Origin of the sequence: Pseudomonas sp. 22490, from assembly GCF_052044465.1 — a bacterium.
Classification (GTDB): domain Bacteria; phylum Pseudomonadota; class Gammaproteobacteria; order Pseudomonadales; family Pseudomonadaceae; genus Pseudomonas; species Pseudomonas aeruginosa.
Genome location: NZ_JBQENS010000002.1, coordinates 216378 through 233430, shown reverse-complemented (window position 1 = coordinate 233430; position 17053 = coordinate 216378). Strand labels below are relative to the sequence as shown.

Annotated in this window: 17 protein-coding genes; 11 read left to right on the top strand and 6 right to left on the bottom strand. The window is 67.9% G+C overall.

The window, feature by feature from the left end:
* Nucleotides 1-195: 195 nt before the first annotated feature.
* On the bottom strand, nt 196-1572 hold the full coding sequence (gene dbpA / locus ACTJJX_RS03270; RefSeq protein WP_003113273.1) for an ATP-dependent RNA helicase DbpA: 1377 nt from the start codon (nt 1570-1572) through the stop codon (nt 196-198).
* 347 nt (nt 1573-1919) lie between these two features.
* Between dbpA and ACTJJX_RS03265 the strand changes: the two genes are divergently transcribed.
* Together ACTJJX_RS03265 and rloA3 are read left to right on the top strand one after the other, a co-directional pair.
* A complete protein-coding gene (locus ACTJJX_RS03265) occupies nt 1920-2129 on the top strand; it encodes a cold-shock protein (RefSeq protein WP_003084710.1) in 210 nt (69 codons plus the stop codon).
* Nucleotides 2130-2279: 150 nt separating this feature from the next.
* Nucleotides 2280-2804 (top strand): retropepsin-like aspartic peptidase RloA3, encoded by a 525-nt coding sequence (gene rloA3 / locus ACTJJX_RS03260; RefSeq protein ID WP_003099931.1) that lies wholly within the window; start codon nt 2280-2282, stop codon nt 2802-2804.
* Here rloA3 and ACTJJX_RS03255 read toward each other — a convergent pair.
* Together ACTJJX_RS03255 and mdtD are read right to left on the bottom strand one after the other, a co-directional pair.
* Nucleotides 2798-3172: a YkvA family protein gene (locus ACTJJX_RS03255; RefSeq protein WP_003142684.1), complete on the bottom strand. Its 375-nt coding sequence runs from the start codon at nt 3170-3172 to the stop codon at nt 2798-2800. The genes rloA3 and ACTJJX_RS03255 overlap by 7 nt on opposite strands.
* A 1-nt stretch (nt 3173) precedes the next feature.
* Nucleotides 3174-4607 (bottom strand): multidrug transporter subunit MdtD, encoded by a 1434-nt coding sequence (gene mdtD / locus ACTJJX_RS03250; protein ID WP_003084717.1) that lies wholly within the window; start codon nt 4605-4607, stop codon nt 3174-3176.
* 373 nt (nt 4608-4980) lie between these two features.
* Between mdtD and clpG the strand changes: the two genes are divergently transcribed.
* Together clpG and ACTJJX_RS03240 are read left to right on the top strand one after the other, a co-directional pair.
* The gene (clpG, locus tag ACTJJX_RS03245; protein ID WP_003084722.1) at nt 4981-7779 is read left to right on the top strand and encodes an AAA family protein disaggregase ClpG; all 2799 of its coding nucleotides are present in this window, start codon (nt 4981-4983) and stop codon (nt 7777-7779) included.
* A gap of 101 nt (nt 7780-7880) precedes the next feature.
* Complete coding sequence (locus tag ACTJJX_RS03240; RefSeq protein WP_003084725.1) at nt 7881-8459, top strand: DUF2780 domain-containing protein; 579 nt, start codon at nt 7881-7883, stop codon at nt 8457-8459.
* Between the two features lie 197 nt (nt 8460-8656).
* Here the strand turns inward: ACTJJX_RS03240 and ACTJJX_RS03235 are convergent, their stop codons facing one another.
* The gene (locus ACTJJX_RS03235) at nt 8657-9544 is read right to left on the bottom strand and encodes an acyltransferase (RefSeq protein ID WP_003099939.1); all 888 of its coding nucleotides are present in this window, start codon (nt 9542-9544) and stop codon (nt 8657-8659) included.
* Between the two features lie 142 nt (nt 9545-9686).
* On the opposite strand from ACTJJX_RS03235, the gene rloA2 reads away from it, so the two are divergent.
* The 6 genes from rloA2 to ACTJJX_RS03205 all read left to right on the top strand — a co-directional run bounded on the left by rloA2 (nt 9687) and on the right by ACTJJX_RS03205 (nt 14389).
* Entirely contained in the window at nt 9687-10196 is a 510-nt protein-coding gene (gene rloA2, locus ACTJJX_RS03230) for a retropepsin-like aspartic peptidase RloA2 (RefSeq protein ID WP_003084733.1), read from the top strand.
* Between the two features lie 84 nt (nt 10197-10280).
* Nucleotides 10281-10970, top strand: a complete 690-nt coding sequence (creB, locus tag ACTJJX_RS03225; RefSeq protein ID WP_003084734.1) for a two-component system response regulator CreB — start codon at nt 10281-10283, stop codon at nt 10968-10970.
* Nucleotides 10970-12394 carry a two-component system sensor histidine kinase CreC gene (gene creC / locus ACTJJX_RS03220; RefSeq protein ID WP_003113267.1) on the top strand — a complete coding sequence of 475 codons (1425 nt, stop codon included), beginning with the start codon at nt 10970-10972 and terminating at the stop codon, nt 12392-12394. Before creB ends, creC begins: the two co-directional genes overlap by 1 nt.
* Nucleotides 12395-12496: 102 nt before the next feature.
* Nucleotides 12497-13855 (top strand): cell envelope integrity protein CreD, encoded by a 1359-nt coding sequence (gene creD / locus ACTJJX_RS03215; protein WP_003099944.1) that lies wholly within the window; start codon nt 12497-12499, stop codon nt 13853-13855.
* A 49-nt stretch (nt 13856-13904) separates the two neighbouring features.
* Complete coding sequence (locus tag ACTJJX_RS03210; RefSeq protein ID WP_003084737.1) at nt 13905-14207, top strand: hypothetical protein; 303 nt, start codon at nt 13905-13907, stop codon at nt 14205-14207.
* Complete coding sequence (locus tag ACTJJX_RS03205) at nt 14204-14389, top strand: hypothetical protein (RefSeq protein WP_003084739.1); 186 nt, start codon at nt 14204-14206, stop codon at nt 14387-14389. The genes ACTJJX_RS03210 and ACTJJX_RS03205 overlap by 4 nt, the downstream gene beginning before the upstream one ends.
* Here the strand turns inward: ACTJJX_RS03205 and ACTJJX_RS03200 are convergent.
* Nucleotides 14352-14972, bottom strand: a complete 621-nt coding sequence (locus ACTJJX_RS03200; RefSeq protein WP_003117918.1) for a glutathione S-transferase — start codon at nt 14970-14972, stop codon at nt 14352-14354. The genes ACTJJX_RS03205 and ACTJJX_RS03200 overlap by 38 nt on opposite strands.
* An 18-nt stretch (nt 14973-14990) precedes the next feature.
* A complete protein-coding gene (locus tag ACTJJX_RS03195; protein ID WP_003099948.1) occupies nt 14991-15941 on the bottom strand; it encodes a Vgb family protein in 951 nt (316 codons plus the stop codon).
* 85 nt (nt 15942-16026) lie between these two features.
* On the opposite strand from ACTJJX_RS03195, the gene ACTJJX_RS03190 reads away from it, so the two are divergent.
* Nucleotides 16027-16884: a PP2C family serine/threonine-protein phosphatase gene (locus ACTJJX_RS03190; RefSeq protein ID WP_003084748.1), complete on the top strand. Its 858-nt coding sequence runs from the start codon at nt 16027-16029 to the stop codon at nt 16882-16884.
* The last annotated feature ends 169 nt before the right edge of the window (nt 16885-17053 follow it).

The following is a 17053-nucleotide window of genomic DNA, read 5'->3' as shown; positions in this document are numbered from 1 at the left end:
CCGATTTCGCGCGACTGGAAGTCCGCTGCCCGCCGCAGTCGCAGGAAGCGCTGCCGTGGGCAACTCGGTCGAGCCGGGCATCTGGCGGATGCAGGCTTCGTGCCTGCGAACGCTAAGACGTCGTCGCCGCGCCGAACGTTACCCGGCGGTGATATCGCGCGCCGGAGCGGGCCCGGCGAGCGAAGCGGCGGCGCGCTAAAGCAGGCGGACCTTGAACGAGCGACCCTTGATCTTGCCTTCGCTCAGGCGCTTGAGGGCCTGGTGGGCGAGGCCGCGCTCGATGGCGACGAAGGCCTGGAAGTCGAAGATGGCGATCTTGCCCACCGCGCTGCCGGGCAGCCCGGCGTCGCCGGTGAGGGCACCGAGCAGGTCGCCGGGGCGCACCTTGTCCTTGCGTCCGCCGGCGATGCACAGGGTGCTCATCGGCGGCAGCAATGGCTCCGGGCTGGCCTTCAACTGGCCGAGGGCGTACCAGGCCAGCGGCTGCTTCTGCAGGTCCTCGATGGCCTGCGCGCGGCTGGCCTCGGCCGGCGCCACCAGCGACAGGGCCAGGCCTTTCTCGCCGGCGCGACCGCTGCGTCCGATGCGATGGATGTGGACCTCCGGGTCACGCGCCAGCTCGACGTTGATCACCGTTTCCAGGGCGGCGATGTCCAGCCCGCGGGCGGCCACGTCGGTGGCCACCAGTACGTTGCAACTGCGGTTGGCGAACACCGTCAGGACCTGGTCGCGCTCGCGCTGCTCCAGGTCGCCGTGCAGGGCCAGGGCGGAAATCCGCTGCGCCTTCAGTGCGTCGGCCAGCTCCTGGCACTGCTGGCGGGTCTGGCAGAAGGCCACGCAGGACTGTGGCCGGAAATGCTGGAGCAGGCGTACCACGGCGTCCATGCGCTGTTTCGGATCGATCTCGAAGAAGCGCTGCTCGATCTGGCTGTCGGCGTGCAGCGACTCGACCCTCACCTGTCGCGGATCGCGCATGAAGGTCTTCGCCAGCTTCTCGATGCCGTCCGGGTAGGTGGCGGAGAACAGCAGGGTCTGCCGGCGCTCGGGGAGCTGGCCGATGATCTCGGCGATGCTGTCGTAGAAGCCCATGTCGAGCATCCGGTCGGCTTCGTCGAGGACCAGGGTATTGAGCCCGTCGAGGACCAGGGTGCCCTTGCGCAGGTGCTCCTGGATGCGCCCCGGGGTGCCGACCACCACGTGCGCGCCGTGCTCCAGCGAAGCCACCTGCGGGCCGTAGGGGACGCCGCCGCAGAGGGTCAGGACCTTGATGTTGTCGGCGGCGCGGGCCAGCCGGCGGATCTCCTTGGCGACCTGGTCGGCCAGTTCGCGGGTCGGGCACAGCACCAGCGCCTGGCAGCCGAAGTAGCGCGGGTTCAGCGGGCTGAGCAGGGCGAGGCCGAAGGCCGCGGTCTTGCCGCTGCCGGTCTTGGCCTGGGCGATCAGGTCGTGGCCCTGGAGGATCAGCGGCAGGCTCTGCGCCTGGATCGGCGTCATCTCCCGGTAACCGAGGGAGTCGAGATTGGCCAGGAGGTCCGCGGAAAGCGGCAGCGAGGAGAAAGCGGTGGAGGTCACGGGGCAGGGCTCGGCAGGCGATACGAGCGGCTAGTCTAGCAGCCTGCGGCGGCTTGCCGCGTGCGATCGCCGCCGGAGCAGCAGCGACAGGCAATGTATCTTTGGCCAGTACCGTTCGTCCGAAAAACGAAAAAAGCGCGTTTCTGTATTTTTATACAGGTTCGCTTTCCTCAGTTTTTTGTCGTAGAGTGCTGACACTGTGTTTGCATGGGTCGCCGTCGATCGTGACCTGATGCGGTCGGAAATTCCAGCCCGTCCTGCTCGACTCCTTGTAACTCCTTGCAACTCAGTTACCGGCTACGATTTCGTGGCTAAATCAATACCCATAGTTCCAAGGAGAACTTGCAATGTCCCGTCAGAACGGCACCGTTAAGTGGTTCAACGAAACCAAAGGCTACGGCTTCATTACCCCGGAAAGCGGCCCGGACGTTTTCGTTCACTTCCGTGCCATCGAAGGTAACGGCTTCAAGACCCTGGCCGAAGGCCAGAAGGTCAGCTTCGAAGTCGTACAAGGCCAGAAAGGCATGCAGGCCGAGCGCGTTCAGGTGATCAACTAAGATCCCTGGGCCCCAGCCCGAAGAACCCGGATGGAAGCATCCGGGTTTTTTATTGCCCGGAGAAAACCGTCACACTGTCTTCGCCTGCCGTTCACCCTGTCTTGACGAGTTCCCGCCCAGAGTGGCCCGGTCCCGTTCGGAGTCGTTTCGATGAAGCCTGTGCAATCCCGTCGTCTGGCCTTCGCCGCGCTGTTGTCGCTGTCGTTCTCTTCCGCGTCCTGCCATGCCGCCACCGAGCACTGGGGCTGGATCGAGCAGTCCTGGCTGATGCCCGAGCGCATGCAGGCCAAGGCCAAGCTGGATACCGGCGCGCTGACCTCGTCGCTGGACGCGAGGAATATCCATCGCTACAGGAAGGACGGCGAGCGCTGGGTGCGCTTCGATGTCGTGCTGCCCACCGCCGACAGCAAGGCGCCGGTCAGCGTGACCTTCGAGCGCAAGGTGCTGCGGCTGATCAAGGTACGCGGCGCCGGCGGCAGCGACAGCCGTCCGGTGGTGGCGATGGACATCTGCCTGGGCGCCAAGCTGCTGCGCGAGCAGTTCTCCCTGCGCGACCGCGGCAACATGAACTATCCGGTGCTGCTCGGCCGCCGCACGCTCGAACACCTCGGCGCGGTCGACGTGTCCCGAACCTTCACCCGCAAACCTACCTGCAGCGCGCTCGCCGCTCAGTAGAAGAACCAGCGCAGCAGTCCAGCGCCCAGCGCCACCCAGAACAGCACGATCAGCGCAGCCATCCACAGGTTGCGCGGGTGCGTCTCGACCTCGCGAGCCCGCGCGCGGCACTCGGCGAGCAGCGTGGGTGGGGTGAGGCGGATCGCCAGCCAGATCCCCAGCGGCACCAGCAACAGGTCGTCGAGGTAGCCGAGCAGCGGTATGAAGTCCGGGATCAGGTCGATCGGACTCAGCGCATAGGCCACCACCAGCAGAGCCACCAGTCGGGCCAGCCAGGGCATGTGCGGATGGCGGCTGCACAGCCAGAGGACGATGACCTCGGTCTTCAGCTCGCGAGCCCAGCGCTTGAGCGTAGCGATCCAGGCCATCCTAGAGGTCCGGGTCCTTTTCCGGATCGACCCGGCGCGGGCTGGTGCGACCGTCCTCGCTGCCGAGCTGGAAGAAGATCGCCGCGGCCAGCATCGACATCAGGCCGACGCTGACATAGGTGGCGTGGAAGGCGCCGAGTACGGTGTCCTGCCCCGTATCCAGGTCGGTCTGGAAACCGCCCAGCAACGCCGCCGCGCAAGCCACGCCGAGGCTGATCGACAACTGCACGACCACCGACATCAGGCTGTTGCCGCTGCTGGCGTTGCTGTCCTGCAGGTCGATCAGGGTGAGGGTGTTCATCGCCGTGAATTGCAGGGAGTTCACCGCGCCGAGCAGGCTCAGGTGCAGCAGCAGCCAGACGTAGGGGGTGTCCTGGTCGACCAGGCCGAAGCCGGCGATCAGGCAGCCGAGGATCAGGGTGTTGCCGACCAGCAGCTTGCGATAGCCGAAGAAGTCCAGCAGTGGCTTGGCCATCGGCTTGGCGACCATCGCGAACAGCGCCAGCGGGATCATGGTCATGCCCGCGGTGGAGGGCGGGTAGCCCAGTCCCACCTGCAGCAACAGCGGGGTGAGGAAGGGCAGGGCGCCGCTGCCCAGGCGGGCGAACAGGTTGCCGAGGATGCCGACGGCGAAGGTCCGCGCCTTGAACAGGCTCGGTGGGAACAGCGGCTTGTCGATGCGTAGCGCGCGCAGCCAGTAGGCGGTGAGCAGGACCAGTCCGCCGATCAGCAGCAGGACCACGCGCAGGTGCGACAGGTGCAGCTCGCCGAGTCCTTCCAGGGCGATGGAGATCAGCACCATGGAGCCGCCGAAGAGCAGGAAGCCGATGCTGTCGAAACGGCTCGGCACCGGGCTGCGCAGGTCCGGCATCAGCTTCATCGCCACCAGGCAGCCGAGCAGGCCGACCGGCAGGTTGATCAGGAAGATCCAGTGCCAGGAGGCGTACTCCACCAGCCAGCCGCCCAGCGTCGGTCCCGCCAGCGGGCCGAGCAGGCCGGGAATGGTGACGAAGCTGAGCACCCGCACCAGGTCCTGGCGCGGGTAGACGCGCAGGATCACCAGCCGTCCCACCGGCATCATCAGCGCGCCGCCGACGCCCTGTACGATGCGCGCCCCGACCAGCAGTTCGAGGCTCGGCGACAGCGCGCAAAGCAACGAGCCGAGGCTGAACAGCAGTACCGCGCCGAGGAACACCCGGCGCGTGCCGAAACGGTCGGCGATCCACCCCGAGGCCGGTATCAGCAGGGCCACCGTGAGCAGGTAGGCGATCACCACCGCCTGCATGCGCAGCGGGTTTTCGTTCAGCGAACTGGCCATGCTCGGCAGCGCGGTGTTGAGGATGGTGCCGTCGAGGGCTTGCATGAAGAAGGCGACGGCGACCAGCCAGGGCAGTTGGCGGGCGATACGGGGGGTGAGCTGGAACGGCTCGCTCATGGACGGGCTCCCTCGGGCGGACAGGGCCCAAGCATAGAGAAGTTCTCGCCGCGATGGGACGGCCGGCGACCGGATCGGGGCGAACAGCGGGCATTGCGGCGGAAGTCGCGGCCAGAGAGGTCGCCTTTCATTGTCCTGGGTCAAGCCGAAGCGCTGGCGCTCGCCGGCTGCTGTGCTAGTACTCAAGAGTCACCCCGTCAGTGGCTGCGGATGCGACGTCGGCGCTTCGTCATCGCACGGACATGTCCCGCGTTGCATGCTCGACGGCGCGTGCTTCACCGCCTTGTCGCGATGTTCTCCACGCAGCGCTCGGCGACCCCGGTCGCCGCTGCCGTCGCCGAAGCCCACCTTCCGTGGAAACAGGAGTCCTCCCATGGCCCAGGAACTTTGCGCTATCTGCCACGAACGTCCCGCCGTCGCCCGCGTCAGCCTGGTACAGAACGGCCAGCGCCGCGAACTCGCCCTCTGCGAACTGCACTACCGCCAGTTGATGCGCCAGCAGCGCATGCGCTCGCCGCTGGAGTCGCTGTTCGGCGGCGGCAGCCCGTTCGACGAGATCTTCTCCGGCTTCGGCGAGCAGAGCCCGGTCACCCCGGTGCGCGCCCGCGAGCCGGAGGCGGTGGACATCGCCGAATACTTCAGCAAGCAGACCACCGAGTACCTGCAACGCGCCGCGCAGGTCGCTGCCGAATTCGGCAAGCGCGAAGTGGACACCGAGCACCTGCTCTACGCCCTGGCCGACGCCGACGTGGTGCAGGCGGTGCTCAAGCAGTTCGGCCTGTCGCCGGCCGACCTCAAGCAGTACATCGAGGCCAACGCCGTGCGCGGCGCCAGCAAGGGCGAGGCGAGCGAGGACATGACCATTTCGCCGCGGGTGAAGAGCGCCTTGCAGCATGCCTTCGCCCTGTCCCGCGAACTCGGCCACAGCTATGTCGGCCCCGAGCACCTGTTGCTCGGCCTGGCGGCGGTGCCGGACAGCTTCGCCGGGACGCTCCTGAAGAAGTACGGCCTGACCGAGCAGGCGCTACGGCAGAAAGCGGTCAAGGTGGTCGGCAAGGGCGCCGAGGACGGCCGCGTGGACGGCCCGAGCAACACTCCGCAACTGGACAAGTTCAGCCGCGACCTGACCCGGCTGGCCCGCGAAGGCAAGCTCGATCCGGTGATCGGCCGCTCGAAGGAAGTCGAGACCACCATCGAGGTGCTCGCCCGGCGCAAGAAGAACAACCCGGTGCTGATCGGCGAGCCCGGCGTCGGCAAGACCGCCATCGTCGAAGGCCTGGCCCAGCGCATGGTCCAGGGCGAGGTGCCGGAGGTGCTGCGCGACAAGCGCCTGGTCGAACTGAACATCAACGCCATGGTCGCCGGCGCCAAGTACCGCGGCGAGTTCGAGGAACGCCTCAAGCAGGTGATGGACGAACTGCAGGCGGCGCAGAGCGAGATCATCCTGTTCATCGACGAGGTGCACACCATCGTCGGTGCCGGCCAGGGCGGCGGCGAAGGCGGGCTGGACGTGGCCAACGTGCTGAAGCCGGCGATGGCGCGTGGCGAGATGAACCTGATCGGCGCCACCACCCTCAACGAGTACCAGAAGTACATCGAGAAGGACGCCGCGCTGGAGCGGCGCTTCCAGCCGGTGTTCGTCCCCGAGCCGACGGTGGAGCAGACCATCTCCATCCTCCGTGGCCTGCGCGACAAGCTCGAAGGCCACCACAAGGTGACCATCCGCGACGAGGCCTTCGTCGCCGCCGCCGAGCTGTCCGACCGCTACATCGGCAACCGTTTCCTGCCGGACAAGGCCATCGACCTGATCGACCAGGCCGCCGCCCGCGTGCGCATCGCCAGCACCTCGCGGCCGGCCGAGATCCAGGAACTGGAGGCCGAGCTGGCGCAGCTCAAGCGCGAGCAGGACTACGCCGCCAGCCGCAAGTGGTACGACGAGGCGAAGGTCTTCGAGAAACGCATCCAGGAACGCAAGGAACACCTCGAGCAGATCACCGAGCGCTGGCAGCAGACCCAGGGGTCGAAGACCGAGGAGGTGCGGGTCGAGGACATCGCCGAGATCATCTCCAAGCTCACCGGCATCCCGGTCACCGAACTGACCGCCGAGGAGCGCGAGAAGCTCCTGCAGATGGAAGAGCGCCTGCACCAGCGGGTGATCGGCCAGCAGGAAGCGATCACCGCGGTCAGCGACGCCGTGCGCCTGGCCCGCGCCGGGCTGCGCCAGGGCAGCCGGCCGATCGCCACCTTCCTGTTCCTCGGCCCGACCGGGGTGGGCAAGACCGAGCTGGCCAAGGCCTTGGCCGAGGTGGTGTTCGGCGACGAAGACGCGATGATCCGCATCGACATGAGCGAATACATGGAGCGCCACGCGGTGTCCCGGCTGATCGGTGCGCCGCCGGGCTACGTCGGCTACGACGAGGGCGGCCAGCTCACCGAGCGGGTGCGCCGGCGGCCGTACAGCGTGATCCTGCTCGACGAGATCGAGAAGGCCCACGCCGACGTCAACAACATCCTCCTGCAGGTGTTCGACGACGGCCGCCTGACCGACGGCAAGGGGCGCGTGGTGGACTTCACCAACACCATCATCATCGCCACCAGCAACCTCGGCTCCGAGCTGATCATGAAGAACGCCCAGGCCGGCGAGTTCGCCCAGCCGCCGGAGAAGCTCAAGCGCGAACTGATGACTACCCTGCGCGGGCATTTCCGCCCGGAATTCCTCAACCGCCTCGACGAGGTGATCGTCTTCGAGTCGTTGAGCAAGGCGCAGATCGAGGACATCGTCCGCCTGCAACTGGAGCGGGTGAAGCGCGCCGCGCACGCCCAGGACATCTACCTGCACATCGACGACAGCCTGGTCGGCCACCTCGCCGAAGAGGCCTACCAGCCGGAGTTCGGCGCCCGCGAACTGAAGCGGCAGATCCGCCAGCAACTGGAGACGCGCCTGGCCACGGCGATGCTCAAGGGCGAGGTGAAGGAGGGCGAGACGGTCACCTTCTTCTACGACGCCAAGGACGGCGTCGGCTACCGCAAGGGCGCCGCGCCGAAGCCGGCGGCACGCAAGAAGTCCGGTGCCGGCGAGACGCCCAGGGGCCGCGCGACGGCGGCGAGGAAGCCGGCGGCGAAGAAAGGCGCCGCCGCCAAGGGCAAGGCCGACAAGCCGAAGGCCAAGTGACCCGACCAAGGTTGGGGAACAAGGCACCGGCCGGCCGGTCGAAATCTCACCCCGGCCTGCGAATGCGGCCGGGGCGTTCGATATCTCATGAGGAATTGCCGATGCGCGTCACCACTCACGCTACCCTGGCCGCGGCCCTGCTGCTCAGCGCCGCCTCCGCGTTCGCCTTCAATCTCGGGGATGCCGCCAAGGCGGTCGCCGGGGCGTCCCAGGGCGACTCCGCCCAGGTAGCCACCACCCCGCAGACCAGCGGTCTGCTCGGCGCACTCACCGGCCAGCTCGGGGTCAGCCAGGAGCAGGCGGTCGGCGGTACCGGCGCCCTGCTCGGCCTGGCCAAGAACCAGTTGGCCGGCAACGATTATTCGCAACTGGTTAAGACCATCCCCGGCCTCGACAAGCTGGCCGGCAACAACGCCCTGGCCGGTCTCGGCGGGCTCGGCAACGTGCTCGGCAAGAGCGGCGGCGACAGCAAGGGCCTCGGTTCGCTGCTCGGCAATGCGGACAGCATGGGCGACGTGAACAAGGCCTTCGGCACCCTGGGCATGGATAGCGGGATGACCGAGAAGTTCGCCCAGGTGCTGGTCGACTACTTCGGCAAGCAGGGCGCCAACAGCGAGCTGCTGGGCAGCCTGAGCAATCTCTGGGGAGTGAGCAAGGCGGGCGGCTCGTCGCTGCTCTGATCTGCCGCCAGCGGATCGGCGGATAACCGCGCTGCGGTTATTCGCCCTACGAAGTGGGTGCGGCGCCCGGATATTCGTTGCCTGCACCGGTAGGGCGAATAACGCCCTCGGCGTTATCCGCCGCCGCTCCGTGGAAACGGCGGATAACCGCGTTGCGGTTATTCGCCCTACGAGATGGGTGTGTTTCGGCCGGTACTTCAGCGCAGTTGCCGCAAGCGGGCGATGCGTTCGTCCTTTTCTTCCCACATGCGCGAGACCCATTCCTGCACGTACTGGCGGAACACCGGGTCGTTCTCGTAGTCGCCCTGCCACAGGGCGGGATCGATCGGGCGGGTCTGGATGTCGACGATCACCTTCGGCACCCGTCCGCAGAGCAGGTCCCAGAATCCCGGCACCTTGTCGCTTGGGTAGACCACGGTGACGTCGAGCAGGGCGTCCAGCTGCTCGCCCAGCGCGGCGAGGACGAAGGCCACCCCGCCGGCCTTGGGCTTGAGCAGGTGGCGATAGGGCGACTGTTGCCGGGCCTTCTTCTGCTCGCTGAAACGCGTGCCTTCCAGGTAGTTCACCACGGTCACCGGGATGCGCTTGAACTTCTCGCAGGCGGCCTTGGTGATCTCCAGGTCCTTGCCCTTGAGTTCCGGGTGCTTCTCCAGGAAGGCCTTGGAATAGCGCTTCATGAACGGATACTCCAGCGCCCACCAGGCCAGGCCGAGGAAGGGCACCCAGATCAGCTCCTTCTTGAGGAAGAACTTGAAGTACGGGGTGCGCCGGTTGAACACCTGGATCAACGCGGGGATGTCGACCCAGGACTGGTGGTTGCTCACCACCAGGTACGAGGTGTCCTGGCGCAGGTCGCCGGCGCCGCGCACGTCCCAGACCGTCGGCGTGCAGGTGGCGAAGATCCACTTGTCGATCTCCGCCCAGGTCTCGGCGATCCACATCACGCCCCTGGAGCAGAGGTCCTTCAGGCGCTGGCCGGGGAGCACCAGCTTGAGCAGTGCGATCAGCATCATCGGGCCGATCAGGATCAGCGTGTTGAGAAGCAGCAGAAGGCTGCTGGTCAGGCCGGTCAACAGTTCCCGCATGGTTGGTTTCCCTGTCCTGGGTGTGGGTCGACGCGGCCCATCATACGCATCCGCGCCGCGCCGCCCAAGCCGCCGGCGTGGCGAACGAAACCGCGCCGTGCTAGTCCTATGTGGACCTCGTATCACTTCAGGAGATGCCCGCGTGAAGCGTGCCCTTGCCTTGCTCTCGCTGTTCGCCCTGCCGGTCCTCGCCGCCGAGCCCAACCTCTACGGCCGCTACGAATGGGTCTCCCTGCCGGAGCTGGACCGCACCCTGCAGGCGAAGATGGACACCGGCGCCTACACCTCCTCGCTGTCGGCCAAGGACATCGAGTTGTTCCAGCGCGACGGCGAGGAGTGGGTGCGCTTCCGGCTGGCCACCAAGGAGGCCGACGGCTCGGTGTTCGAGCACAAGCTGGCGCGCATCGGCAAGATCAAGAACCGCGCCGACAACCGCAACGGCGAGGACGAGGATGAGGACCGCCTGAGCGAACGCCCGGTGATCGACCTGCAGGTCTGCCTGGGCGGAGCGATGAAGACCATCGAGGTCAACCTCACCGACCGCAGCGCCTTCAACTATCCGTTCCTGATGGGCACCAAGGGCTTGCGCAAATTCCACGTCGCGGTCGATCCCTCCGAGCGCTTCGTCGCCGACAAGCCCACCTGCAAGTAAGCGTCCTACGCCACCGGCGGCGCGATTGACGCGCGCGCCGGCTTGCGGCACCGTTCCGGCATTCCCGTCAGCCGCCGTCACGCCATGCCGCATATCCTGATCGTCGAAGATGAAGCCGCGATTGCCGACACCCTGCTCTACGCCCTGCAGGCCGAAGGCTTCGCCACCACCTGGGTGACCCTCGCCGGCGAGGCGCTGGCGTTGCAGGAGCGCCAGCCGGCGGATCTGCTGATCCTCGACGTCGGTCTGCCGGACATCAGCGGTTTCGAGGCCTGCAAGCGCCTGCGGCGGTTCTCCGAGGTGCCGGTGATCTTCCTCACCGCGCGCGATGCCGAGATCGACCGCGTGGTCGGCCTGGAGATCGGCGCCGACGACTACGTGGTCAAGCCGTTCAGCCCGCGCGAGGTGGCGGCTCGGGTCAAGGCCATCCTCAAGCGCATGGCGCCGCGCCCGGCGGCGCTGGAAGGGGCCGCGCCGAGCGGGCCGTTCCAGGTCGACGAGGAGCGCGTGCGGATCCACTACCGCGACACCCCGCTCAACCTCACTCGCCACGAGTTCCGCCTGTTGCAGACGCTGCTCGGGCAGCCCGAGCGGGTATTCAGCCGCGAGCAGTTGCTCGACGCCCTCGGCGTCGCCAGCGAGGCCGGCTACGAGCGCAACATCGACAGCCACATCAAGAGCCTGCGCGCCAAGCTGCGCCAGGTGAACGAACGCGGCGAAGCGATCCAGACCCATCGCGGCCTGGGCTACAGCTACAGCCCGGACCACGCCTGATGCCGCTCGGCGTTCGGATCTTCCTGGTCTACTTCCTGTTCGTCGGTCTCACCGGCTACTTCGTGCTGAGCACGGTGATGGACGAAGTGCGCCCCGGCGTGCGCCAGTCCACCGAGGAAACCCTGGTGGACACCGCCAACCTGCTCGCCGAGATCCTCCGCCAGGACGTGAAGAACGGCACCCTGGCACAGAGCGACCTGCCGGAGATGCTCGAGGACTACGGCAAGCGGGTGCCGCAGGCGGATATCTGGGGCTTGCGCAAGGAGGCGGTGAACCACCGCATCTACGTCACCGACGCCAGCGGCAAGGTGCTGCTGGACTCCGCCGGGGTGGCTGTCGGCCAGGACTATTCGCGCTGGAACGACGTCTACCTGACTCTCCGGGGCCAGTACGGCGCGCGCTCCAGCCGCGAAGACCCGGACGACCCGGATTCCTCGGTGATGTACGTGGCGGCGCCGATCAAGGATGGTGGGAAGATCATCGGGGTGGTTTCGGTGGCCAAGCCGAACAGCAGCCTGCAACCCTACATCGACCGCTCGCAGCGGCGCCTGGCCTGGCTCGGTGCCGGGCTGATCGCCCTCGGGCTGCTGGTCGGCGGCCTGCTCTCCTGGTGGCTCAGCGGCGCGCTGCGGCGCCTCACCCAGTACGCCCAGGCGGTCAGCGAGGGGCGCCGCGCCGAGCTGCCGCGCTATCGCGGCGGCGAGATGGCGCAACTGGCCGACGCGGTGGAACGCATGCGCACGCAACTGGAAGGCAAGGACTACGTCGAGCGCTACGTGCATACCCTGACCCACGAACTGAAGAGCCCATTGGCGGCGATCCGTGGCGCCGCCGAGTTGCTCGACGGCGAGATGCCGGCCGAGCAGCGGGCGCGCTTCGTCGGCAACATCGCCGGCGAGAGCGAGCGCCTGCAACAACTGATCGAGCGCCTGCTGAGCCTGGCCCAGGTGGAGCAGCGGCAAGGCCTGGAGGAGGTCGGCAAGGTCGACCTGCGGGAGATCGCCGCGTCCCTGCTGGAAGGCCAGGCGGCGCGTATCCAGCGCCAGCGATTGCGGGTGGAGAACCGCCTGGAAGGTCCCTGCGAGGTTCGCGGCGAGCAGTTCCTGCTGCGCCAGGCGCTGGCCAACCTGCTCGACAACGCCCTCGACTTCACCCCGCCCGGCGGCATCCTTCGCCTGCTCGCCGAGGCCGACGGCGAGGGTATCGCCCTGCGCCTGTTCAACCAGGGGCCGGCGATTCCCGACTACGCCCTGGCGCGCCTCACCGAACGCTTCTACTCGCTGCCGCGCCCGGCCAGCGGGCGCAAGAGCACCGGGCTGGGACTGAACTTCGTCGCCGAGGTGGCGCAACTGCATGGCGGCCGGTTGCAGGTCGGCAACCGCGACGACGGCGTCGAGGCGCTGCTCTGGCTGCCGCGCGGCTGAGGCGTCTCCACGGAAACTCCATCGACTCTCCACACGGCGACCCGAAGCCCGCCATCACGGCGCCGCAGACTTTCCGCCATCACCCCGACGGAGAGTCCCCCCATGAACCGCACGCTGGCCTACAAGCTCGGCGCCATCGCCCTACTCATCCTGCTATTGCTGATTCCCCTGTTGATGATCGACGGCCTGATCCGCGATCGCCAGGAGGTTCGTGACGGCGTGCTGCAGGATATCGCCCGCAGCTCCAGCTACAGCCAGCGCCTCACCGGCCCGCTGCTGGTGGTGCCGTACCGCAGGACGGTGCGCGAGTGGGTCACCGAGGAGAAGACCGAGAAGCGCGTGTTGCAGGAGCGCGAGCAGCGCGGCGAGCTGTACTTCCTGCCCGACCGCTTCGCCCTCGACGGGCAGATGCGCACCGAGCTGCGCTACCGCGGCATCTACCAGGCGCGCCTGTACCACGTCGACAACAAGGTTGCCGGCTACTTCCAGGTGCCTGCGCACTATGGCATCGAAGAAGACCTGGAGGACTACCAGTTCGAAACGCCGTTCCTGGCGATGGGCATCAGCGACATCCGCGGCATCGAGAATGCCCTGCGCCTGTCCCTCAACGGTGCCAGCGTCGACTTCGAGCCGGGTAGCCGGGTCGGCCTGCTCGGCAGCGGTGTGCACGCACCGCTGCAAGGCGTCGACGGGCGCCAGGCGCAGCGCCTGGAGTACGCCTTCGACCTGTCGTTGCTCGGCAGCGAGCGGCTGGACATCGTGCCGGTGGGCCGCGACAGCCAGGTCATCCTGAAGGCCGACTGGCCGCACCCGAGCTTCGGCGGCGAGTTCCTGCCCAGCGAGCGGGAGATCACCGCCCAGGGCTTCACCGCGCGCTGGCAGACCAGCTTCTTCGCCACCAACATGGAAGAGGCGCTGCGCAGTTGCGTGGAGGAGCAGCGTTGCGACGGCTTCCAGGCGCGCGCCTTCGGCGTCGGCCTGGTCGATCCGGTGGACCAGTACCTGAAGGCCGACCGCGCGATCAAGTACGCGCTGCTGTTCATCACCCTGACCTTCGCCGGCTTCTTCCTCTTCGAGGTGCTCAAGCGCCTGGCGGTACACCCGGTCCAGTACGCGCTGGTCGGCCTGGCGCTGGCGTTCTTCTACCTGCTGCTGCTGTCGCTGGCCGAGCACGTCGGCTTCGAGCTGGCCTACCTGGTCTCCGCCGGAGCCTGCGTCGGCCTGATCGGCTTCTACCTGTGCTTCGTCCTGCGCAGCGTGGCCCGAGGGCTGGGCTTCAGCGCCGGCCTGGCAGGGCTGTACGGCCTGCTCTACGGCTTGCTGAGCGCGGAGGACTACGCCTTGCTGATGGGCTCGCTGCTGCTGTTCGCGGTGCTTGCCGCGGTGATGGTGCTGACCCGCCGCCTGGACTGGTACGGGGTCGGCCGCAAGGACTTCCCGGCGGTACCCGCCAGGGCCTGACGACGAAGGCGGCGGCGCCGGCCGCCGCCGATTTCCAAGGAGGAAAAGCATGCGCCTGTTCTTCGAGTTCACCCTCTGTGCCGCCCTCGGCCTGCTGGTCAGCGGCGTGATCCTGATCTTTCTGCTGTTCTTCGGCAAGTTCGGCCTGATCGAGTACTGGATCGCCAGCGGCAAGCCCCTGGCCCACGCCATGCTGGTGCTGATGCCGGACGGATTCTGGGAAGGCCTCAGCGGCATCGAGGGCGCCGCCGGCAATCCGCACGTGCGCTCCTTCCTGGAGCTTTGCATGGGGCTCGGACAGAGCGCGCTGTTGCTGGGCCTGCTGCTGTTCCGCCTGGTGTGCTGGAAATGAATGGCTATGTCGGCCTGCGCGACGACCGTCGCGACGGCGAGCGCCTGGCGGCGCGGATCGGCCTGCTGTTCCCCGGCCCCTCGGCGGCCTGGCTGCAACGCGCCGAGCGCCTGCGGCGGCAGCAGGCGTCGGCGGGCCTCGGGGTCAGGCGCGGGTGGCCTGCATCGACGGGCGCTGGCTGACTTCGGCGAACCAGGCGGCGAGTCGCGGGTAGCGGCCGCGCCAGTCCCACTCCGGCTGGCGCAGGTCGAGATAGCCCAGGGCGCAGGCGACGCCGATGGCGGCGATGTCGAAGCGCGCCTGCAGTTCGGCGATGCAGTCGCCCTCCAGCCACGCCAGGGACCGCGCGATCTTTTCCCGCTGTGCTTCGAGCCAGGTGTCCCAGCGCTTCTCCTCGGGGCGGACGAAGGTTTCGTAGCGGGACAGCACCGCGGCGTCGAGGACGGCGTCCGCCAGCGAGGCGATGGTCAGGCGTCGCCAGCGGGCGCTGCCTTCGCGGGGGATCAGCGGTTCGCCGACGTGCTGCTGGTCGAAGTAGTCGCAGATCACCCGGCTGTCGTGCAGCACCTGGCCGTCCGGCAGGCGCAGGGCGGGAATCTTGCCGGCCGGGTTGCTGGCGTTGAGCTGCCGGATGGGCGCGACCGGCGTCGGCGTGACTTCCTCGAGCGCCACGCGCTCGCGTTGGCCGGTTTCGTGGAGCAGGACCAGGACCTTGCGCACGAAGGGCGAGGCGGCGGCGTAGAACAGCGTATGGGTAGCGCTCATGCGGGCTCCTTGGAAGGATCAGTCGCGGACGACGCGCAGACGATCGGCGGCAGGCTCGGCGCTCCAGGTTTCTCCGGGGCGACCGCCGAGCAGGGCGTTGCCGGGCGCCGGCCGGTCGCTGGGCAGGACGCGGAATGTCGCCTGCTCACTGTCGAAACGCAAGAGCGCCCCGCTGGCGGCGTCGTGCAGCCAGACACGGTCCATGGCGTCGACCCGCAGGCTGTCCGGGCGGGCCTGGCTGTCCGGCAGCGGCCAGCTCTGCCACGAGGCATCGCTGGGATCGTAGCGGTACAGCCGGGCGCCACCGCTGTCGCTGGCCCAGAGCCTGCCGATGGAGTCGGCGCCGATCCCGCGCAAGGCCTTCGTGCCTTCAGGCGCGGGCAACCGCTCGGCGCTGCCGTCGAGCGGATCGACATGCACCAGCGCGTCGTCCTGCGCGTACCAGACCTCGCCGTCCGGGGTGACGCAGATGCCGTTCGCCGCCTTGCCCTGGGGCGAGGGCCAGACCTCCACCAGGCGCCTGGCTGGGTCGAGGCGACCGTGGAAGCCGCGGCTGCCGGTGAACCAGAGGCGCCCGTCGTCGTCGAATACCGCGGACTCGAGCCCGGCCGGCGCGGCCTTGGCCGGTAGCGGGAAACGTTCGCTGCCCAGGCGCTCGCCGCCGATGCGAAGGATGGCGTTGAGGCCGCTGTCGAGCACCCAGGCGTTGCCGCTCTCGTCGCTGACGATGGCTCGCGGCCGCGCGCCTTCGCCGAGCGGCACCTGCACGCTCTCGCCACTGGTCGGGTCGAGGCGCCCCAGCGAATGCCCGCCGTCCGCGCCGTACCAGACCGCACCCTGTGCACTGGGCGCGACCGCGTAGGGCGCGGAGCCCTTGTCCAGCGGGTAGTACTGTTCGCCGGCCAGGGCGGCGCCGGTCGACGACAGGGCCAGGAACAGGCCCAGCAGCGGGTAGGGCAGGTGACGCATACGGTTCTCCCGGAACGACGAGCGGAACGTGGAAAGGCTCTGTCTTGCTATTCTGGCAGCGCATTGAGCATAGGAGGAACTGCGAATGGCCACAGTGGAAATACTCGGGGCGGAATGCCGCGCGGGGGGCGCGGTGAACGACGATGCGCTGGGCTGCACGGCGCAGGCCGCCTGGGTGATCGACGGTGCCACCAGCATCGGTCGCAGCGTGCTGGGCGTGGAAAGCGACGCGCGCTGGCTGGCCCAGGCGGTGGACCGGCACCTGCGGTTGCTGCTGGAAGTCGAGCCCGAGCAATCCAGCGAGACCCTGCTGCGGCGCCTGCTCAACGATATCCAGGGCGACTTCCGCGCCCAGAGCGGCCGCGACTGGCACGACCTCGAAGACATGCCGGCGGCCTGCCTGAGCCTGCTGCGGATTCGCGGCGGAGAAATCGAACTGCTCAACATCGGCGACAGCCGGATTCTCGTCGAAGGCGCCGACGGCCAGGTACGCAGCTTCGGCGATTCGGCCCTGTACGAACTGGACCGGCAATCCCTGGCGCATTTCTGCCGGATGCGCGAGGAACATCCGCAGTGGGATCACGCCGAACTGTTCAAGGCCAGCCGCCCGCGCGTGCGGCAGAACCGCCTGCTGATGAACAAGCCCGAGGGCTACTGGGCGCTGGACATCAGCGACCGCTGGCTCGGCCAGGTGCAGCGCGAGACCTTGCCGCTCGCCGCGTTGCGTTCCTTCGTGCTGATGACCGACGGCTTCGACCGGCTGGTCGAGCCTTTCCGCCGCTATACCGACGAACAGTTGCTGCGGCGCCTCGAGGACGTCGGAGTGAGCGCCATGCTCGACGAGTTGCGCGAGATCGAACAGGGCGACGACCAGGCCCTGGCTTTCCCGCGTTTCAAGATCCACGACGACGCCAGCGCGCTGTGGGGTCGGATCGCGGGGTGAACGACGATCTCCGGCGCCCGGAATGCAGCTCCTCCCCGATGCGCCGGCTACCGATATCCCGGCCCTCTCCCACAGGCGGGAGGAGGGCATCCGGTGCCCGGAAGGTACGTTCTGCGGTAGGGCGGATAACCGCGAAGCGGTTATCCGCCGTTGCGCACCTGTGACGCGT

What these genes read in the sequence shown, in the direction of transcription:
- creD (WP_003099944.1), top strand. Translation starts at nt 12,497, where the DNA reads ATGAACCGCACGCTGGCCTACAAGCTCGGCGCCATCGCCCTACTCATC.
- creB (WP_003084734.1), top strand. Translation starts at nt 10,281, where the DNA reads ATGCCGCATATCCTGATCGTCGAAGATGAAGCCGCGATTGCCGACACC.
- ACTJJX_RS03240 (WP_003084725.1), top strand. Translation starts at nt 7,881, where the DNA reads ATGCGCGTCACCACTCACGCTACCCTGGCCGCGGCCCTGCTGCTCAGC.
- ACTJJX_RS03190 (WP_003084748.1), top strand. Translation starts at nt 16,027, where the DNA reads ATGGCCACAGTGGAAATACTCGGGGCGGAATGCCGCGCGGGGGGCGCG.
- mdtD (WP_003084717.1), bottom strand. Translation starts at nt 4,607, where the DNA reads ATGAGCGAGCCGTTCCAGCTCACCCCCCGTATCGCCCGCCAACTGCCC.
- clpG (WP_003084722.1), top strand. Translation starts at nt 4,981, where the DNA reads ATGGCCCAGGAACTTTGCGCTATCTGCCACGAACGTCCCGCCGTCGCC.
- ACTJJX_RS03235 (WP_003099939.1), bottom strand. Translation starts at nt 9,544, where the DNA reads ATGCGGGAACTGTTGACCGGCCTGACCAGCAGCCTTCTGCTGCTTCTC.
- ACTJJX_RS03255 (WP_003142684.1), bottom strand. Translation starts at nt 3,172, where the DNA reads ATGGCCTGGATCGCTACGCTCAAGCGCTGGGCTCGCGAGCTGAAGACC.
- rloA3 (WP_003099931.1), top strand. Translation starts at nt 2,280, where the DNA reads ATGAAGCCTGTGCAATCCCGTCGTCTGGCCTTCGCCGCGCTGTTGTCG.
- creC (WP_003113267.1), top strand. Translation starts at nt 10,970, where the DNA reads ATGCCGCTCGGCGTTCGGATCTTCCTGGTCTACTTCCTGTTCGTCGGT.
- ACTJJX_RS03195 (WP_003099948.1), bottom strand. Translation starts at nt 15,941, where the DNA reads ATGCGTCACCTGCCCTACCCGCTGCTGGGCCTGTTCCTGGCCCTGTCG.
- ACTJJX_RS03205 (WP_003084739.1), top strand. Translation starts at nt 14,204, where the DNA reads ATGAATGGCTATGTCGGCCTGCGCGACGACCGTCGCGACGGCGAGCGC.
- ACTJJX_RS03200 (WP_003117918.1), bottom strand. Translation starts at nt 14,972, where the DNA reads ATGAGCGCTACCCATACGCTGTTCTACGCCGCCGCCTCGCCCTTCGTG.
- ACTJJX_RS03210 (WP_003084737.1), top strand. Translation starts at nt 13,905, where the DNA reads ATGCGCCTGTTCTTCGAGTTCACCCTCTGTGCCGCCCTCGGCCTGCTG.
- ACTJJX_RS03265 (WP_003084710.1), top strand. Translation starts at nt 1,920, where the DNA reads ATGTCCCGTCAGAACGGCACCGTTAAGTGGTTCAACGAAACCAAAGGC.